The sequence below is a fragment of the Arthrobacter sp. UYEF20 genome (assembly GCF_040546335.1).
GTDB lineage: Bacteria > Actinomycetota > Actinomycetes > Actinomycetales > Micrococcaceae > Arthrobacter.
In genome coordinates, this window is record NZ_JBEPNP010000011.1 from 110,555 (window position 1) to 129,641 (window position 19,087).

Annotated in this window: 15 protein-coding genes; 11 read left to right on the forward strand and 4 right to left on the reverse strand. The window is 67.4% G+C overall.

Features of this window, described 5'->3' with window-relative positions; translation table 11 throughout:
* Window positions 1-106 precede the first annotated feature (106 nt).
* A complete protein-coding gene (locus tag ABIB26_RS13795) occupies window positions 107-2,275 on the reverse strand; it encodes a Stk1 family PASTA domain-containing Ser/Thr kinase (protein WP_354243984.1) in 2,169 nt (722 codons plus the stop codon).
* 126 nt (window positions 2,276-2,401) lie between these two features.
* A complete protein-coding gene (locus ABIB26_RS13800; protein ID WP_354243987.1) occupies window positions 2,402-4,015 on the reverse strand; it encodes a LysM peptidoglycan-binding domain-containing protein in 1,614 nt (537 codons plus the stop codon).
* 346 nt (window positions 4,016-4,361) lie between these two features.
* Between ABIB26_RS13800 and ABIB26_RS13805 the strand changes: the two genes are divergently transcribed.
* Complete coding sequence (locus ABIB26_RS13805; RefSeq protein ID WP_354243990.1) at window positions 4,362-4,715, forward strand: Rv2175c family DNA-binding protein; 354 nt, start codon at window positions 4,362-4,364, stop codon at window positions 4,713-4,715.
* Between the two features lie 102 nt (window positions 4,716-4,817).
* Here the strand turns inward: ABIB26_RS13805 and ABIB26_RS13810 are convergent, their stop codons facing one another.
* Window positions 4,818-5,912: a polyprenyl synthetase family protein gene (locus ABIB26_RS13810; protein WP_354243992.1), complete on the reverse strand. Its 1,095-nt coding sequence runs from the start codon at window positions 5,910-5,912 to the stop codon at window positions 4,818-4,820.
* The gene (locus ABIB26_RS13815; RefSeq protein WP_354243994.1) at window positions 5,909-6,451 is read right to left on the reverse strand and encodes a hypothetical protein; all 543 of its coding nucleotides are present in this window, start codon (window positions 6,449-6,451) and stop codon (window positions 5,909-5,911) included. The genes ABIB26_RS13810 and ABIB26_RS13815 overlap by 4 nt, the downstream gene beginning before the upstream one ends.
* 86 nt (window positions 6,452-6,537) lie before the next feature.
* Here ABIB26_RS13815 and dinB point away from each other — a divergent pair, with 86 nt between their 5' ends.
* The 10 genes from dinB (at window position 6,538) to murD (ending at window position 19,087) form a co-directional block, all read left to right on the forward strand.
* Window positions 6,538-7,764 carry a DNA polymerase IV gene (gene dinB / locus ABIB26_RS13820; RefSeq protein WP_502913668.1) on the forward strand — a complete coding sequence of 409 codons (1,227 nt, stop codon included), beginning with the start codon at window positions 6,538-6,540 and terminating at the stop codon, window positions 7,762-7,764.
* Window positions 7,765-8,052: 288 nt separating this feature from the next.
* Window positions 8,053-8,427 carry an SCO2097 family morphological protein gene (locus ABIB26_RS13825; RefSeq protein WP_354243996.1) on the forward strand — a complete coding sequence of 125 codons (375 nt, stop codon included), beginning with the start codon at window positions 8,053-8,055 and terminating at the stop codon, window positions 8,425-8,427.
* Between the two features lie 406 nt (window positions 8,428-8,833).
* Window positions 8,834-9,262 carry a division/cell wall cluster transcriptional repressor MraZ gene (gene mraZ, locus ABIB26_RS13830; protein ID WP_354243998.1) on the forward strand — a complete coding sequence of 143 codons (429 nt, stop codon included), beginning with the start codon at window positions 8,834-8,836 and terminating at the stop codon, window positions 9,260-9,262.
* Window positions 9,263-9,454: 192 nt separating this feature from the next.
* Entirely contained in the window at window positions 9,455-10,450 is a 996-nt protein-coding gene (gene rsmH / locus ABIB26_RS13835) for a 16S rRNA (cytosine(1402)-N(4))-methyltransferase RsmH (RefSeq protein WP_354243999.1), read from the forward strand.
* Window positions 10,447-11,157 carry a cell division protein FtsL gene (gene ftsL, locus ABIB26_RS13840; RefSeq protein ID WP_354244001.1) on the forward strand — a complete coding sequence of 237 codons (711 nt, stop codon included), beginning with the start codon at window positions 10,447-10,449 and terminating at the stop codon, window positions 11,155-11,157. The genes rsmH and ftsL overlap by 4 nt, the downstream gene beginning before the upstream one ends.
* 42 nt (window positions 11,158-11,199) lie before the next feature.
* On the forward strand, window positions 11,200-12,996 hold the full coding sequence (locus tag ABIB26_RS13845; protein WP_354244004.1) for a peptidoglycan D,D-transpeptidase FtsI family protein: 1,797 nt from the start codon (window positions 11,200-11,202) through the stop codon (window positions 12,994-12,996).
* Between the two features lie 177 nt (window positions 12,997-13,173).
* Window positions 13,174-14,769, forward strand: coding sequence for a UDP-N-acetylmuramoyl-L-alanyl-D-glutamate--2,6-diaminopimelate ligase (locus ABIB26_RS13850; RefSeq protein WP_502913671.1), 1,596 nt, complete (start codon window positions 13,174-13,176; stop codon window positions 14,767-14,769).
* Between the two features lie 6 nt (window positions 14,770-14,775).
* A complete protein-coding gene (locus tag ABIB26_RS13855) occupies window positions 14,776-16,398 on the forward strand; it encodes a UDP-N-acetylmuramoyl-tripeptide--D-alanyl-D-alanine ligase (protein WP_354244010.1) in 1,623 nt (540 codons plus the stop codon).
* Window positions 16,395-17,504 (forward strand): phospho-N-acetylmuramoyl-pentapeptide-transferase, encoded by a 1,110-nt coding sequence (mraY, locus tag ABIB26_RS13860; RefSeq protein ID WP_354244013.1) that lies wholly within the window; start codon window positions 16,395-16,397, stop codon window positions 17,502-17,504. Before ABIB26_RS13855 ends, mraY begins: the two co-directional genes overlap by 4 nt.
* On the forward strand, window positions 17,486-19,087 hold the full coding sequence (gene murD / locus ABIB26_RS13865) for a UDP-N-acetylmuramoyl-L-alanine--D-glutamate ligase (RefSeq protein ID WP_354244016.1): 1,602 nt from the start codon (window positions 17,486-17,488) through the stop codon (window positions 19,085-19,087). The genes mraY and murD overlap by 19 nt, the downstream gene beginning before the upstream one ends.

Genomic DNA, 19,087 nt, shown 5'->3' on the forward strand with positions numbered 1-19,087 from the left:
TCAAACAGCAGCAAGCTCCGCCCGGCTGGTTTCAGACCGGCTGGTTTCAGCCGGGCGGAGCTTCGTTAACTGCTGTGCGGACTGCTAACCCACCGCTAACCCACCGTTACACCACAGTCAGGGTCACGACGGAACCCTCCGGGGCCTTGGTGTTTACCGGGTCCTGGTCACGGACCGTGCCGAAGAAGCCGCCCAGGATGTTGTTCACCCGGACCTCGAAGCCGAGATTCTCGAGGGCCTCGCGCGCTTCCTTGGCCTGTTTCCCGACGAAGCTCGGGACGTCGACGAGCTTGGGGCCCTTGGAGATCGTGAGGTTGACGGTGCCGCCCTTGGTGAGGTTGCCGGAGGCCGGGTCCTGCGCCACGACGGAGCCCTTCGGGATCTTCCGGTCGTTGACTGTTTCCGGCGAGATTACGGCTTTCAGCCCGGCCGCTTCCAGGGCCTTGACCGCCGCGTCCTGTTCCTGGCCGCGCACATCCGGCACCGGGATGGGCTGGGGGCCCTTGGACACCGTCAGGTCCACGGGGGTGCCGTGCCGCACCGGGTTGCCGCTGCGGGGAGCCTGGGCCAGGACAGTGCCGGCGGCTGCCGATTCGTCGAAGGTCTCGGTGATCAGCCCCAGCGCCATCCCTGTGCCGTTGAGGGCCGTCTTGGCCTCGTCCAGGGTCTTTCCGGCCAGCTCCGGCAGGGGGAACAGCTCAGGCCCCTTCGAGACGGCAAGGGACACCGTCTGGAACTTCCGGATGACCTGTCCGGCTTCGGGTTCCGAGCCGACCACGAGCCCTGGCGGGACGTTGTCGTCGTAGACGTCCTTGGTGGTGGACTGGAAGCCGGCCGTCCGCAGCAGCTGCTGCGCTTCCGCCACGGTCCTGTTCGCCAGTTCCGGAATCGTCCCGGGGGAGCCGGGACCCATGCCGAAGAACCAGCCAGCGCCGGCGGCCAGCAACGCGGCAACCACCAGCAGCAGAATCCACAGCAGCCCCCGGCGTCGTGCATTGCCCCCGCGCAGGCTCCGGACGGGCGTGGCCGCGGCCCGCCGGCGTGCCCGCTCCTCATCGCGGTCCTGCTTTCGTTGGGCACGCTTGCTGGCGGGGGCCGGCACGGATTCCAGACCGTCATCGCTGTACGTTTCCTGGTCCGGGACCACCTCCTCCGGGGCGGACAGCGGGCCGTAGGCCGGGCGCCGGGGCGGCGCGGACATCACGGTGGTGGGATTGCTGCCCCGGGAGATGACTTCGGTAGGCCGTTGGATCCCGCCGATCACCTCGGTCCGGGACTGGTCAGTGTGGTCCTCCGGGGGGACTTCCGAGGGACCTTCCGGGCGATCTTGCCAGGGGTCCGCGGAGGCGGCGACGCCGGCCGGCGTCGCCGCTGCGGCCGCAACCGCGGGCAGGGCGCTGCGGCCCGCCGGGGGCTGGATATCGAGTTCGGCGTCGCTCAGGTTGGTCCTGATGTGGCGCAGCTCAGACAACAGTGCGTTCCCGTCCACGGGCCGTTTATCGGGATCGTTGGCGGTGCACCACTGCACCAGTTCATCGATTTCTTCGGCCAGGCCCGGCACCAGCTCCGAGGGTGCGCCCACGGTCGAGTTGACGTGCTGGTACGCCACCTGGATGGGAACCTCGCCGTCGAACGGCTGCCGGCCGGTGATCATCTCGTACAGCATGATGCCGACGGAGTAGATATCGCTGCGGGCGTCAGCCTGCTTGCCGAGCACCAGTTCGGGGGAGAGGTAGGCCACCGTTCCGATCAGCGAGCCGGTGCTGGTCGAGGTGGACACGGCCCGGGCCAGGCCGAAGTCGCCGACCTTGATCCGGCCGTCGTCGGCAATAAGCACGTTTTCGGGCTTGATGTCCCGGTGGATGAGGCCGGCCTCGTGGGCGGCCCCCAGACCTTCCACGACGGGGGCGATCAGTGCCAGGGCGAGGCGCGGTGCGAGCGCACCCTTGTCCGTGATGACGTCCCGGAGGGTATGGCCCTTGATGTACTCCATCACGAGGTAGGCGACCCGGCCGTCCTCGCCCTGGTCAAGGACGCCGACGACGTGCGGATGGGACAGCCTGGCCGCAGCCTTGGCTTCGCGGCCGAGGCGGTCCAGGAACTGGGGGTCGCCGGCCAGATGGGGGTGCAGCACCTTCAGCGCGACGCCGCGCTCGAGGCGGCGGTCCGTGGCCAGGTAGACCGTGGACATTCCGCCGCTGGCCAGTCTGGACTGAATCAGGTACCGGCCATCCACCAAAGTGCCAACGAGAGGGTCCGACGTGTATTCCTGCACCTTACGATCCTAGTCGCTGCACGGAAACGGGTCCGGATCAACATGCGATCCGGACCCGTATCGTTATCCTTCGAGGGCCTGGCGGAGCATCGCCCCACCGGTTCTGTCGGGATTCTGTCCTGGGAACTAGCCGAAGATCTGCTGGTTGGCCTTGATGGAGGCAACGTACTGCTTGGTGTCCTCGTACATCCCGTACTTGCTCACCGCGTACTGGCCCTGGTAATAACCCGCAATGGCGTTGTCCACGTCGCTGCTGGTGCGGATGAGCTGGCGGATGATGGCGACGCCGGCGGTGGCGTTGTCATAGGGGTCCAGCAGGTTGAGCTTGCGGCCCACGAGATCCGAGGCCCACTCGCCCGAGGACGGGATCACCTGCATGGTGCCGATCGCGTTGGCGGGGGACACCGAGCGGTGGTTGAAGCCGGATTCCTGCAGCGCGAAGGCCAACGCCAGCGAGACGTCGACGCCCATCCGGCGGGCGGTGTCGGCCACAATCGACTTCATCTGCTCCCGGCTCGGGACCGGCGAAGCGTTCAGGACTGCCTTGTTCTCGTTGGCGGAGCTCACCACGGCGGCCGGGTAAGTGAATCCGAGGAAGGTGCTCGGCACCAGTGGCGTCACCGGGGCCGGAGGCTGGCTCGACGCCGGTGCGATCGATCCGCCCGGAAGCACCAGCTTCTGGCCGGGGTAGATCACGGAGCTCAGCGTCAGCCGGTTGGCGGAGAGCATGTCGGACAGCTTGACGCCGTTCCTGGCCGCGATGCCGGAAAGGGTGTCACCGGCCTTGATGGTGTACGAACCGGAGGCCGGGGCCGTGGGAGTCGAGGCCGGTGCCACCGGAGCCGGCGCCGACGGTGCGGGAGCGGACGGCGCCGATGTGCCGGAGCCGATCTTGATCTTCTGGCCGGGGTAGATGATGGAGCCCATGTTGAGCCCGTTCCAGCCGAAGACCTCGGAGAGCTTGACGCCGTGGCGGGCCGCGATGGCGCCCAGGGTGTCTCCCGGCTTGACGGTGTAGGAGCCGCCGCCAGTGGACGCCGGAGCCGGCGCTGCCGGCGCGGACGGTGCCGGCGCTGCCGGATCGGCAGCGGACGGCGCCGATGTGCCGGGGCCGATCTTGATCTTCTGGCCGGGGTAGATGATGGAGCCCATGTTGAGCCCGTTCCAGCCGAAGACCTCGGAGAGCTTGACGCCGTGGCGGGCCGCGATGGCGCTCAGGGTATCTCCCGGCTTCACGGTGTAGGACCCGCCGGTGGAGGACCCTCCGGTGGCGGCCGGAGTGCTCGGCTGAGCCGCCGGAGCAGGTGTGGGGGCAGGTGTGTTGCCGCCAAGCTTGATCTTCTGCCCGGGGTAAATGATCGTATTGGCCTGCAGATCGTTCAGCGCCAGGACGGCGTCGGTGTCCAGGCCGAATTTGCCGGCGATCCCGCTGACAGTGTCCCCGCGCGCGATCGTGTACTCCGCGGGTGCCGTCATCTGGGCCGGGCGGAACGAGCTGGGGATGGCCGCCGAGACGGAGCTGGACGGAATCATGGCGGATGCCGTCAGGGTTGCCGACTGTGCCTGTGCGCGCATGGCAGCTGCCAGCGTCGACGGGATCGCGCGGCTGCGGACTTCAGCCGACGCCGGCTGGGCGATCGCCAACGAGGAAAGGACGACGGCAGGAAGGGCGGCGGTCGTGGCCGCAATCATCGGCAGGCTGGGCCTCGCCTGGTGCTTCGGCGAACGTGACGTCGTCATGGGAAAAATCCTCTTCTCAGCGGCGAACGCTGCGGGTCAGGCCGGGGTGTTACTGGTGTTACCAGTGTGACCAAAGTTATTGCTGTTACAAATGTGATCTATGTGAATCTCTCATGAATTGGGAGTTAGCACAAGAAGCCCCGGACATTCTGCAAACAAACACTTGCGGAGTGTCGATGGAAATGCCGAAACGGATGCGCTGAACAAAGTATGTCGATCCACGTGAGCGTGGCAAGGGCCTGCCGCCAGGGTCCGGCACCGGTATCAGCGGCGGCCAAACAGGTGCCCGCAGTCATCGCTCAGCCTCGACTAGGCGCAGAAGCGTCCGCCATGGCAATCTTGATCCGTGAGTACTGTAGAAAGCCTCGTGGGCGAATGGCTGCCCCTGCCCGATGTTGCCCAGCTTCTGAATGTTTCCATTACGAAGGTCCATGCGCTTCTCGATGAACGCGCACTGGCGGCACTGAGGGTCGGTGACCGGCGTATCCGTTCGGTGCCGGCGGCTTTCATCCAGGACGGCCACGCCGTGGAGAGCCTGAAGGGCACCATAGTGGTCCTCGCAGACGCCGGCTACTCGGACGAGGAACTCATCACCTGGCTCTTTACGCCCGACGAATCCCTGCGCGGACGGCCGATCGACGCCCTCCGCGAAGGACGTAAGACGGAGATCCGCCGCCGGGCACAGTCCCTGGCCTGGTAGCACGCGCCACTCCCGTCGAGTCCGCCCACGGACTCCCGGGGCGGCCGGCCTGACCGGCGGCAGGCCCCTCAGGCCGTTCGGCCTCTCAGGCTGTTCGGCTGATCAGGCTGTTCGGCTGACGGTGGCTTCGGCGAGCTCCCGGAGCGCCGTCTTGGGCAGCTCCTCAAGCGGCAGCAGGTCCAGGGCCGCGAAAGCCGCGTGACCGAACTCCTCAATCAGCACTTCGGTGGCCTGGAGCGCACCGCAGTCCACGATGATGCCTCGGATCGCGTCCACGTCCGCCTCGCTCAGCTCGGGGTTGCCCAGCTTGGCATCGATGAACGCTGAATCGGCAGGGGTGGCCTGGTCCAGGGCGAAAGCCACCAGGACGGTGCGTTTGCCTTCGCGCAGATCGTCTCCTGCGGGCTTGCCGGTACTGACCGGATCGCCGAAGACCCCCAGCACGTCGTCCCGGAGCTGGAAGGCCTCGCCAAGCGGGAGGGCGAAGGCCGAGTAGCCGCGGAGCAGCTCATCGGGCGCACCCGCGAGGGCACCGCCGAGGGCCAGCGGGTGCTCTGTGGAGTATTTCGCCGACTTGAACCGGATGATGGACTGGGCACGGCCGACGGCGCCGGCGCGGTCCCGCCGCGGTCCGGCAACCTCCTCGAGAATGTCGAGGTACTGGCCCGCCATGACCTCGGCGCGCATCAGGTTGAAGATGAGCCGGGCCTGGCTCCCGGAAGCGGCCCGGTCCCCGATTTCGGTGAAGGACTCCTCGCTGAAGGACAGGCACAGGTCGCCGGTCAGGATGGCCGCAGCGTGCCCGAACCGTTCGCGGTCCAGCGCCCAGCCCTGCTCCTCATGCAGATCACTGAAACGGCGGTGCACGCTGGGTCCGCCGCGGCGGGTGTCCGAGCGGTCAATGATGTCGTCGTGGATCAGCGCGGCGGCCTGGAACAGTTCCAGGGCGGACCCGGCCGTGACCACTTCGCCGGCCCCGGCCTCACCGCCTGCACCGCGCCATCCCCAGTAACACATGAGCGCCCGCAGTCTCTTGCCGCCCGTGACGAGGTTGGAGATGGAGCCCATCAGCGGATCGATGTCCTGGGAGATTGAGGACATCACCGCCTGGCGGGTGGTCAGGAAATCGGTGAGCTTGCCGGCGACGGCGGCTACGTAGGCAGTCTGCTCGAGGCGCAGCTGTTCCGCGAGCGTCACTTGACGGACTCAGCGGCGACGTTCGCGCCGATGGTGAAGGTCGAGACGCCCGCGGTCTCGACCACAGAGGTGTTGACTGTTTCGTTGTCACCGCGCAGGAAGTCCTTGGACGGGACCGAGCCCACGGCCTCGCCCGGAATGGCCGTGAAGCCTTGGGCCTCCAGCTGCGTCGTATAGAACGCCAGGACCGCGGCGGGCGGCGAGCTGATGCTGCCGACCAGTGCCACCGTGGCCGGCACCGTGGTCCTGTCGAAACTGCTCGAGACCACCTTTGCCCCGGGCATCAGGGGCAGCAGTTGCTGCGGGAAACCGGAAACCACGGCCCCTACCGTCGCCGAGGTGCCGGGCTCCGCGGAGGGGCTGGGGGGCGCGGTGGTGGTGGGCGGGGCGGTCGACGTCGCCGCGGGCGCCGTCGACGACGCCGAGGAAGCCGAGGAAGCGGTCCCGGGGGCGGCGGGCGTGCATGCGGCCAGGGCCATGATGGCGCCTGCCGCAATAACGGCAACCGCAGCACGTTTGCGCTCTCCAAAAACCTTCACAGACACGTTCCTCCTGGGGTGTTGACTGGTGTTGACGCCGGATTCAGCCTCCAGTTTAGTCAGTCCCGGGGCATAGGATTGAAGTTGTGGGGCCGGACAGGGATAAACAGCAGCTCGAAGTGAGCCTTCGCGAACTCCGGCGCAGCAGCATCATGCACGTGGACATGGACGCGTTCTTCGTCTCCGTGGAGCTGCGCAGCCGGCCCCAACTGAAGGGCAGGCCCGTCATTGTCGGCTACCCCGCGGACCGGTCCGTGGTGCTCTCCGCCTCTTATGAAGCCCGCGCCTTCGGCGTGCGCTCCGCGATGCCGATGGTGGTGGCGGCCCGGATGTGCCCCTCGGCCGTCATCATCGAACCCCGGCACAAGCTGTACTACGAAGTGTCCGGCCAGATCATGGAAATCTTCGGCTCCATCACCGATCTGGTGGAACCGCTGAGCGTGGACGAGGCCTTCCTCGACGTCGGCGGAGCGATCCGCCGGCTGGGTACGCCCCGCGAGATCGGCGAACTCATCCGGACCCAGGTCCAGCTGGAACTGGGAATCACGGCGTCCGTCGGGATTGCGGCCAGCAAGTTCGTGGCCAAGATCGCCTCCACCCGGTGCAAGCCGGACGGACTGCTGCTGATCGGTCCGGAGGAGACGGTGCCGTATCTTCACAGTCTTCCTGTCGGCGCACTCTGGGGAGTCGGCGCCAAGACCGTCGAGGTGCTGTCCAGGATGGGCATCCGGACCGTGGCGGACGTCGCCGCCTCGCCGCTGCCTTCCCTGCGCAAGGTGCTCGGCGCCTCCGGCGAACACGTCTACAACCTGTCATGGGGGATCGATCCCCGTCCGGTAACACCGGTCCGGCTGGAAAAGAGCATCGGGGCGGAAGAGACCTTCGCGGTGGACACGGCCGACGAGGCGCTGTTGCACCGCGAACTGCTGCGGCTCTCACACCGCACGGCGGAGCGGCTGCGCAGCGCCGGCATGCACGCCCGGACGGTGGCGCTCAAGCTGCGGTACGCGGACTTTTCCACCATCACCCGGAGCCGGACCGTCAGCACCCCGATCGACAGCGCCCAGCTGCTCTACGCCGTGGCCGTCCAGCTCCTGGAATCCGTCGGGGACCGGCCCATGACGGTGCGGCTCGTCGGCATCCGGGCCGAGCAGCTGGAGGAAGCCGCCCAGGCGCCGCTGCAGCTGAGCCTGGACCGCAGGGATGACAACTGGCGGGCGGCCGAACAGGTACTGGACGCGGTGACGCGGAAATTCGGGACAAAATCGGTGTTCCCGGCCCGGCTTCTCGATCCCGGCAGCGGCTCCGGCTGACATCTGCGGCCGGGTCGGCGTCTTGAAGGTGTCCAAGCTGGTGCCACATCTTTCAGAACGGGCCGTAACAAACTATCCTTAGATGTACGTAGGTTTAGAACGACTGGAACGAGCGTTCGGGCTGATGCGTGAGCAGTTGAACACCCAAAAGGGACCAGGAAAACCACCTGTGGGAACCCCGATCCGCGCAACGACGGCGGACGGGAACCACTCCGGATTCCCGGTCGTTAGGGGATTGAGACACTGGCCACGTCAAGTCTGGACGTTGGCCGACTTAAGGAGGTCGTGATGCCGCTCTCGGAGCACGAACAGAAGTTGCTTGAGCAACTTGAGAAGCAGCTGAATGAGGACGATCCCAAGTTCGCCAGCTCGATGGGCTCGGACCCGGGACGTTCATGGTCTACCCGCCATCTGGTGATTGGGGTCCTGGCCACTTTGGCAGGGATCATGCTCCTGCTGGTTGGGGTGACCGTCCAAAACATCGTTGTCGGGGTCTTGGGTTTTGTCGTGATGGGCGCCGGCGTCTACTTCGCGACAATGCGCAGTTCCGCCGTCGGCAAGGCAAAATCGACAGGATCGGCCCGGAAGTCCGGAAAGCCGAGGAATTCGTTTATGAGCAACCTCGAGGAACGCTGGGACGAACGGCACCGGGGGGAGTCCTGAGCCGCCTCAGGCGCACCCTCCATTCCCACCCACCCGTCTAGCACCCGTCTAGCCCGGTCGGCACGCAAAGACCCGCTCCGGCGGGTCTTTTGCCGTTAACGGGGGCTTTTGGCGGCAACCGCAGGGGATTCGCCGGCTCGCGCAGATGCAGGGACGCCCGGCCGTGTCCGGCGTCGTGATTTCCGCGGGCCCGGCGGCGCCGGGGGCCGGAATCCCTCCACTGAGCACCACCAGGCACGTTTCGCTGCAGCTGCGCGGATCTTTGGGACCCACGCGCCCCCGGAAATGCGCGATTTTCTTCGGCGTGTCGTTGACTGTGGAGGGATGTGGAGTATTGTGGAGGACGTAAGAGGGTAGTGGCAGCAAGGGGACGTTGGGCTTCCTACGAACAGACGGGCGGTGGGCCGTGTTTCTCGGCACACATTCGCCGCGTCTGGACGAAAAGGGCCGGATCATCCTTCCCGCCAAGTTCCGCGAGGAACTTGCCGGCGGGCTGGTTCTCACAAGGGGCCAGGAACGTTGCATCTATGTCTTCAGTGAGGCTGAATTCGGCCGGGTTCACGAGCAGATGCGGGAGGCTCCAATCTCCAGCAAGCAGGCGCGTGACTACATCCGGGTGTTCCTCTCTGGAGCCTCTGACGAGGTACCTGACAAGCAGGGGCGCGTGACGATTCCGCCGGCGCTCCGGGAGTACGCAGGACTCGGCAGGGAACTGGCCGTCATCGGCGCCGGTACCCGGGCGGAGATCTGGGACGCCCAAGCCTGGAATGAGTACCTGGCCGAAAAGGAAACAGCCTTCTCGGAGACTGACGACGCCATACCGGGGATTTTCTGAGCCCCACGGATCCACCAGCACTACGTTTCTTGACCCAGATCTCCAGCCGCCCATCCAGTTGTTCTCCTGGCTCACTTCCCCGGAGCCAGGCGGACGCCGGGTAGGCGCGGATGGGGATCTGGATCAAGAAGCGGAACGCGCAGCTGCGCAGGCAGCACAGCAAGCACGCCCGGACAAGGAAAGGACGCAGGTATGACTGACCCTCACCAGAAGCCCACGTCCGAACGCCATGTACCGGTCCTCAAGGACCGGTGCATCAATTTGTTGGCACCGGCATTCGAGGCGGCCCGCGGCCGCGGCGAGTCCCCGGTGGTCATCGACGCCACCCTTGGCATGGGCGGGCACTCCGAGGCCATGCTCCAGCGCTTCCCGGATCTCCACCTGATCGGCATCGACCGCGACGAGGAAGCCCTGGCCCTTGCGGGGGAGCGGCTCACGCCCTTTGCCGGCCGGATCGACCTCGTGCACGCCGTGTACGACGAAATCCCGGAGGTCCTGGCGGACCTTGGCTTCAGCCACGTCCACGGTGTCCTGATGGACCTAGGCGTCTCCTCGCTCCAGCTGGACGAGCGGGAACGCGGTTTCGCCTACTCCTTCGATGCCCCGCTGGACATGCGGATGGACACGAGCCGCGGCCAGACCGCCGCCGACGTCGTCAACCACTACAGCGAAGAGGACCTCGTCCGGATCATCCGGAAGTGGGGCGAAGAGAAGTTCGCCGGCCGCATCGCCAACAGGATCGTCACCGCCCGCGCCGGGAAGCCCTTCAGCACCACCGGTGAGCTCGTCGAACAGATCCGCGGGGTTGTCCCGGCGGGCGCTGCGAAGTCCGGCGGGCACCCCGCCAAGCGCACTTTCCAGGCGCTCCGGATCGAGGTCAATGAGGAACTCGACGTGCTGGAGCGCGCGATCCCCGCGGCCGTCAACGCAATCGCCGTCGGCGGCCGCGTCGTCGTCATGTCCTACCACTCGCTGGAGGACAAGATCGTCAAGGGCTTCTTCCAGGCCGGGTCCAAATCTTCTGCCCCGCTCGGTTTCCCGGTGGAGCTGGAGGAACACAAGGCTGAACTGAAGACCCTGACGAAAGGCACCGAGGTGCCCACCGCCGCCGAAATTGCCGAGAACCCGCGCGCAGCCTCCGCCAGGCTCCGCGCAGTGGAACGCATCAAAGCCAGGAGAGCCGCATGAGCACCGCTGCCGTCAACCGATTCCCCGTTGCCACTGGCGCCACCGCCCGCGCCCTTCCCGGGCTAAACCCCGGTCCGGCCCGCAAGTCCCGCACCCCGCTCTCGCTGGTCCGCTCGGCCCCGCGCAAGCGCCGGGCCCCGTTCGCCGTGCTCTGCTTCGGCATCCTTGCCGTAGCCCTGATGGCGGTGCTGGTCCTGAACATCTCCGTATCCACCTCGCAGTACCAGCTGGTCCAGCTCAGGAGCGATCAGCTGACCCTGACGAAGCAGAACCAGGACCTGACGCAGCAGGTGCAGAACTTCGACGCCCCCCAGAACCTGGCGGCAAAAGCCACCGAGCTGGGCATGGTGGCCTCCACCGGCAAGGGCCAGATCGACCTGTCCACCCTCCGCGTCACCGGCAAGGCCAAGGCCGCGGTGAAGGGCGACGCCGCAGGTGCCGTCATCGCCGCGCCGGCCGTCGCGGGGCAGCTTAGTGTCGTCCCGCCCGCCACCGGCAAGGAGCCGCTCGTGGGCCGCAAACCGGCAGCCGACGCGCCGGCACAGCCCGCCGCGGGGGCGACACCGGCACCGGCCGCTGCCGCTGCGCCCGTACCAGAACCGGCTGCGGAACTCCACGGCGGATCCGTCCCGGCCCCCGCCCAGAAGGTTCCCGGCCAAAAGGTTCCGGCCCAAAAGATTCCGGCAGAGAAGGTTCCGGGACAATAACCCAGGACGGATCACCAGCCCGGCGAGCAGCAAGGACACATCGTGGCGCAGAACACCGGCAAGGCACGCAAGGCAAAGGTGCCGAGCGCCACGCGGCGGCTGCGGATCGGCCTCGGCCTGATGCTCACGCTCTTGCTCGTCGTCGGCGGCAAACTCTTCGTGGTCCAGGGACTCGACGTCGGCGGCATGGCCGAGGCAGCCCTCCAAAACCGCCTCACGCCGATCGAACTCCCTGCCGAACGCGGCAGCATCCTGGACGCCGGCGGGACGGTTCTGGCCAGCAGTGTGATCCGCTACAACATCGTGGTGGACCAGAGGGTCAACACCAAGACCGAGTCGTTCCCCAGGCTCGACGAGGGCAAGGACGAGATTGTCAAGGTCTCCCGGGACCAGGGCATCTCCGAGCTCGCCGCAGCGCTTGGCATGGACCGGAACGACGTGAAGGACGCCCTCACCGGCACCAGGGGCTACTACATCGTGGCCAAGGACCTGTTGCCCGACGTGGAGGACCGGATCTCCAAACTCCAGATCCCCGGCATCGTGACCGAAGGGACTAGCAAGAGGGTCTATCCCAACGGGGCAGTCGCCGGCGGAATCGTGGGTTTCCTGAAGGATGGCACCACCGGCCAGGCCGGGCTCGAACAGACCCAGGACGAGATCCTCAAGGGCACCCCGGGCAAGCGGCTCTTCGAAATCGGCGCCGACGGGCTGCGCATCCCGGTGGGCGTGGACCAGTTGACCCCGGCCGTGAACGGCAAGGACATCAAGCTCACGCTCAACTCGGATCTCCAGTACTTCGCCCAGCAGGCGATCCAGAGCCAGCAGGACAAGTTCGGCGCCGAGTGGGGCATCATCATCGTCATGGACATCAAAACGGGCAACATCGTCACGATGGCGGACACCAACACCCCGGATCCCAACGACCCGGGAAGCTCCGCGCCGGAGGACCGCGGTGTCCGGGCAGTCACCGCCGCCTATGAGCCCGGGTCGGTGGAGAAAATGATCACCGCCGCCGCGCTCATCGAGGAAGGCAAGTCCAGTCCGCTGGACAAGTTCACCATCCCGCCGACCTACACGGTGGACGGGCAGACCTTCAGCGATGCGTTCGAACACGGCACTGAGGAACGGACCCTGGCCGGCATCCTGGGCTGGTCGATGAACACCGGCACGGTCATGGCAGGCCAGCGGCTCAGCAAGGACCAGCGCCACGACTGGCTGCAGAAGTTCGGCATCGGCGAGGCACCCGACATCGGGCTTCCCTCCGAAGCCACGGGCATCCTGACGCCGGCTGACGAATGGGACGGACGCCAGGAGTACACAGTCCTCTTCGGCCAGGGGGTGTCGCAGTCGACGCTCCAGACGGTGCGGGCCTTCCAGTCCGTCGCCAACGACGGCGTGATGCTCCAGCCGCGCCTGATCGACAGCTACATCAGCCCCGACGGCACCGAGGAAAAGGTCCCGGCCCAGCCCCCGCGGCAGGTGGTCTCCAAGGACACCGCCCAGCAGGTCCGCGACATTCTCGAAAGTGCCGTGACCGAGGGCCAGATCAAGGAGGCCGGCATCGACGGCTACCGCGTCGGCGCCAAGACGGGAACGTCCCAGTCGCCGTGCGACGACGGCAAACCCGGGTTCTGCGGCTTGACCGCCTCCATGGTGGGGATGGCGCCGATGGACGATCCGCGGTTTATTGTTGGAGTGGTCCTGCAACGGCCCAAGGGCGATATTCACGGCATCTCGAACGGACCGGTGTTCCGTTCGGTGATGAGCCAGACGCTGCGCACCTTCAACGTCCAGCCGTCGTCCGGCGAACCCGCCCGGCTGCCGCAGTACGCCAAGTAGCGCCCGCACCATTTAGCACCCAGCACGAATACGAAGCCTGCGGGCCGGAGCATCTTTCCGTGCGCAGCGCCAGATCCACTAGCACCGCAAACGGAGATCCCCTTGTCACAGCTCAACGCCCCAGACGCTTCCGCCGCGCCCTCCGGCCAGGACGCCACCTCGGGCTTCCGGCCCGCTATGGTCGCCGCGGTGCCGCTGGAAACGATCGGTGCGGCGATCGGCGTCGCTGTCCCCGGGGTATCCGGCGCAGTAGCCGTCACCGGGATCTCATTGAACTCCCGGGCCGTTCAGCCGGGCGACCTGTACGTCGCCCTGCCAGGCGCCACCCGGCATGGGGCCGACTTTGTCGCCCAGGCCGTAGAGGCCGGGGCTGCCGCGGTGCTGACGGACGACGCCGGCGCGCGCCTGCTGGCGCTCTCGAACGACATCTCCGTGCCCGTGCTGCTGGCAGGGGAACCCCGCGGCGTCGTCGGCCGGCTCTCCGCCCTGATCTACCGGAGCCGGCCGGACGACGCGGCCGCGCCTGCCCTCTACGGCGTCACCGGCACGAACGGCAAGACGACCACCACCTACTTCATCAACGCCCTGCTGCAGGCCCTGGGCCAGAAGACCGGCCTGATCGGGACCATCGAGATCCTCGCCGGCGGCGCGCCGATTCCCAGTCTGCTCACAACACCCGAATCCACGGACGTCCACGCCCTCCTCGCCCTCATGCGTGAACGCGGCCTCGATGCGGTCTCCATGGAGGTCTCCTCGCATGCCGTCTCCTTCCACCGCGTGGACGGTGTGGTATTCGACGTCGCCGGGTTCAGCAACCTGACCCAGGACCATCTGGACCTGCACGGCAGCATGGAGGAGTACTTCCGGACCAAGGCCCGGCTCTTCACGGCAGAACGCGCCCGCACCGCCGTCGTCACCGTGGACGATGAATGGGGCAGGAGGCTGGCAGCCTCCGCCGACATCCCCGTCACCACCCTCTCGACTTTCCCGGCGGCACTGGTCCCGGCAACACATGACGACGGCGGGCCCGCAGCGGACTGGACCGTCACCGGCCTGTCCCCGCGCGGACTCGGCACCGATTTCACGCTCCAGCACCGCGACGGTACCGCCCTGCGCGTTCACGCCGGCCTCCCGGGCAGCTTCAACGTCGCCAACGCCGCGCTGGCCACCGTCATGGTGCTCGCCGGCGGCCACGACGCCGCGGCGGTGCAGGCCGCCCTCGACGCCCGGGATCCGTTCACCGTCGCCGTCCCGGGCCGCATGCAGCTCGTCTCCACGGCGCCGGCCTCGGTGGTCGACTTCGCGCACAACCCGGATGCCCTGGCCCGTGCCCTGGAGGCCGTCCGCCCGCCGGAGCCGGGCTCCAAGCTGATCATCGTCTTCGGTGCCACCGGTCAGCGCGACCAGGGCAAACGCCCGGCGATGGGTGCCATCGCCGCCCGGCTCGCGGACACCGTGATCGTCAGCGACGACGACCCGCACGACGAGGACGCCGCGGCCATCCGCGCCGACGTTCTGGCCGGAGCCCTTGAGGCCAAGGACCGCGAGGGCCTTGCGTGCACGGTTGAGGAAGTCTTCCCGCGGGACGCTGCCATCCGCCGGGCGGTCGAGCTGGCCGGGCCGGCGGACACCATCCTCGTCGCAGGACGGGGCCACGAAGTGTGGCAGGAAGTCAAGGGCGTCAACCTCGCCCTCGACGACAGGGTGGAGCTCCGTTCCGCCTTGACAGCACGGGGATTCACCGTTCTCCAAGACCAACGGATAGAGTCCTAAACCGAGATGATTGCATTTACAGCGGCGGAAATCGCCGAAATAACCAACGGCCGGCTGGCCGCCGAACCGGGCATCACGCCCGGCTCCGTGGTGACCGACTCCCGTGCAGCCACAGCGGGTTCCCTCTACGTGGCCAAGCCGGGGGAAACGGCCGACGGCCACGACTTCGTGGGCGCCGCGGTGGAGCGTGGCGCCGTGCTGGCCCTCGTGGAGCATGACGTCGCCGACGCCGCGGGACAGAACTTCCCCGCCGTCGTGGTGCAGGACTCGGTCCTGGCCATGGGGGCCCTCGCGGCCGAATCCGTCCGCCGGATCCGGGCCCGCCGCGAGGCTGAAGGAGCGCCGCTGACCGTCATAGGCATCACCGGTTCCGCCGGCAAGACCACCACCAAGGACCTGCTCGCCGGCATCCTCGCCGGAGAATCCGGGGCGGGCCACACGGTCGCCCCGCAGGGGTCCTACAACGGTGAGGTCGGCGTCCCGCTCACCGTCTTCAAGGCCGGCTACGACACCCGGTACCTGGTGATCGAGATGGGCGCCACCGGCGTCGGGCACATCCGCTACCTTGCGGACATGGTCCGCCCGGACATCGGCGTCGTGCTCGGCGTCGGCACCGCCCACGCCGGCGAATTCGGCGGTGTGGAGAACATCGCCGTCGCCAAGGGCGAACTCGTCGAAGCCCTTCCGGCCACCGGCACCGCCGTCCTCAACCTGGACGACGCCCGCGTCGCAGCCATGGCCGACCGTACCCGGGCCACCGTGCTGGGATACTCGTCCCAGCCCTCCCGGCCCTCCGGCGACCGCCAGCCGGCCGGGGTCCGCGCCGAAAGCGTCGAACTGAACGCCGCCGGCCACCCCGAATTCGAGCTGTTCCTGCCTGATGAATCCGTGGTCAGTGAAAGCGCCGCGGATGGGACGGCCGCGGGTGGGACGGCGCCGCAGCACGTCACAGCCAGGCTGATCGGCGCCCACCACGTATCCAACCTGCTGGCAGCGGCCGCAGCAGCCCACGCCGCGGGCATTCCCGCAGCGCACATCGCGGCCTCGCTGAGCGCACAGACGGCCGCCAGCCGGTGGCGGATGGAACGCACCGAACGCGCCGACGGCGTCACCGTCATCAACGATGCGTACAACGCGAACCCGGAATCCATGCGGGCCGCCTTGCGGACACTGGCCGACCTCGGCCGCGGACGCCGGACCTGGGCGGTGCTCGGCGCCATGCTCGAACTCGGACCCGACTCCATCCGGGAGCACATGGCCGTCGGCACCCAGGTGGTCCGGCTCAACATCTCCCGGCTGGTCGTCGTCGGACGGGAGGCACGATCGCTCTATGTCTCTGCCGTCAACGAAGGATCCTGGGGCAACGAATGCGTCTTCGCCGAGACCGCGGAGGAGGCCTACCAGCTCCTGCAGGCCGAGCTTGAGCCGGGCGACCTGGTGCTGTTCAAATCCTCGAACGGCATCGGCCTGCGCCATCTGGGCGATCGGATAGCATTACCTCCACACGCCGCCCGAAGCGGTGCCGAAGTCACTGTTGGAAATGCCGTTGGAAACGCCGGTGGAAATGCCGCTGGAAATGCCGCTGGAGAACCTGCCGGAACCGCCACTGAAGGGAGTGCACTGCCGTGATTGCACTGCTGATGGGCTCCGGCCTGGCGCTACTCTTTGCCCTCGTGGGCACCCCGCTGTTCATCCGGCTGCTGGTCCGCAAGAGCTACGGACAATTCATCCGCGATGACGGTCCCACCTCGCACCACACCAAACGCGGCACCCCCACCATGGGCGGCACCATCGTGGTCCTGGCGGTCCTCGCCAGCTACGGGCTCACCCACCTCATCATGTGGATGATCAACCCGCTCTCGCCGGGCCCCTCCGCCTCCGCGCTGCTCCTGCTGTTCCTCATGGTCGGAATGGGACTCGTCGGTTTTCTGGACGACTTCATCAAGATTTCCAAGCAGCGCAGCCTCGGCCTGAACGCCAAGGCCAAACTGATCCTGCAGGCCGCCGTCGGCATCATTTTCGCGGTCCTGGCGCTGCAGTTCCCGGACGAGAACAGGCTGACCCCCGCGTCCACGCAGATTTCCCTGGTCCGCGACATCCCGTGGCTGAACCTGGCCTTCGGCGGAACCGTGCTCGGCGCCATCCTGTTCGTGCTGTGGTCGAACCTGATTATCACCGCCGCGACCAACGGCGTAAATCTCACCGACGGCCTCGACGGGCTCGCCGCCGGCGCCTCGATAATGGTGTTCGGCGCCTACACGCTGATGGGTATCTGGCAGAGCAACCAGGCCTGCGGCTCCCCGCGGCAGGCCGGCAGCGGCTGCTACTCCGTCCGCGATCCGCTGGATCTCGCGCTGCTGGCGGCCATCCTCAGCGCCGCCTTGGTCGGTTTCCTCTGGTGGAACACCTCGCCGGCAAAAATCTTCATGGGAGACACGGGATCGCTCGCCATCGGCGGCGCCGTCGCAGGCTTCGCGATCCTCTCCCGGACCGAACTGCTCCTTGCCTTCATCGGCGGCCTGTTCGTCCTGATCACCCTGTCCGTCATCATCCAGGTCGGCTACTTCAAGATCACCAAGGGAAAGCGGTTCTTCAAAATGGCCCCGCTCCAGCACCACTTTGAACTTAAGGGCTGGGCGGAAGTCACGGTCGTTGTCCGGTTCTGGATCCTGTGCGGACTGTTCGTCGCCGCCGGGCTCGGGATCTTCTACGCCGAATGGGTGGTGCTCCTGTGACCGGCTCCATTCCGGCAGCGCTCACCACCTCGCCCCGGCTGAAGGACCTGGTCAGCTGGGATTCGGACTGGGCCGGCCTGCGCGTTGTGGTCACCGGCATCGGCGTCTCCGGCTTTGCCGCCGCCGACACCCTGATCGAGCTCGGCGCGCGGGTGGTCGTGGTGGACTCCGCCACCAGCCCGAAGGCGCAGGCGCAGGCGGAAACGCTGCGGATTGTCGGGGCGGTGGACGTGCTGCTGGGCGAAGAGGCCGTGACCGCCGTGCCCAGGATCGACGGCGGGAAGCCCGATCTGATCGTCACCTCCCCGGGCTGGCGGCCGGACCAGTCGTTGCTGGCCGCCGCGGCGAGGGCACACATCCCGGTCTGGGGCGACGTCGAACTCGCCTGGCGCGTCCGCGAACGCAAGGGGCGCAAGACCGCCGACTGGCTGACCATCACGGGCACCAACGGCAAGACGACCACCGTGGGCCTGACCGAGTCCATGCTGCAGGCCGCCGGACTCAAGGCGATCGCCGTCGGCAACGTCGGGACGCCCATCCTGGACGCCCTCCGGGACCCGGTGGACTACGACGTCTTCGCCGTCGAGCTCTCAAGCTTCCAGCTGCACTGGAGCCATTCCGTGTCCCCGGTGGCCAGCGTGTGCCTCAACGTCGCTGAAGACCACGTGGACTGGCATGGTTCCTACGCCTCCTACCTGGCCGACAAGGCCAAGGTCTATGCGAACACGCAGAAGGCCTGCATCTACAACGCCGAGCAGATCGAGACCGAACGCATGGTCGAGGACGCCGAGGTGGTCGAGGGCTGCCGCGCCGTGGGCTTCACCACCGTCGCCCCGGCCGTCAGCATGCTCGGCGTCGTCGAGGGCCTCCTGGTGGACCGCGCCTTCATCGCCGAGCGCAGGGACAGCGCGGCCGAACTCGCCTCGATCGCCGACCTGGGGACGGCGGCCCCCCGCCACATGGTGGCCAACGCCCTGGCCGCGGCCGCCCTGGTCCGCGCCTACGGGGTGGAGCCGTCCGCGGTCCGCACAGGACTGCTTAACTACCTTCCCGGAGACCACCGGATCCAGCCGGTTGCCCGGCATGAGGGTGTGCTCTGGGTCAATGATTCCAAGGCCACCAACCCGCACGCCGCCTCCGCGGCACTGTCCGCGTTCCAGAACGTGGTGTGGATCGCCGGTGGACTCTCCAAGGGCGTCAACTACGACTCCCTGGTCCGGGAAAACGCCCACCGGCTCAAGGCCGTGGTGCTGATCGGGGCGGACTCCAGCGCGCTCCTGTCCGCGCTGCAGCGACACGCACCCGATGTCCCCGTGATCGGCCAGGCGAAGGGCGACACTGAAGACGTGCAGACTGCCGGACCGGCCGGTGCCGAAGCAGGCCCTTCGCCGATATTCAGCGAGACTGTGATGGCCCGAGCCGTCGCGGCGGCGGCGCAACTGGCTGCCTCGGGGGACACTGTGCTCCTGGCCCCGGCGGCTGCATCCATGGATCAGTTCTCTTCCTACGCTCAGCGTGGCGACGCCTTCATCGAAGCTGTCCGCGGGCTCGTGGAAGGGCAGGCTCAGACCAGCGAGGAGTAA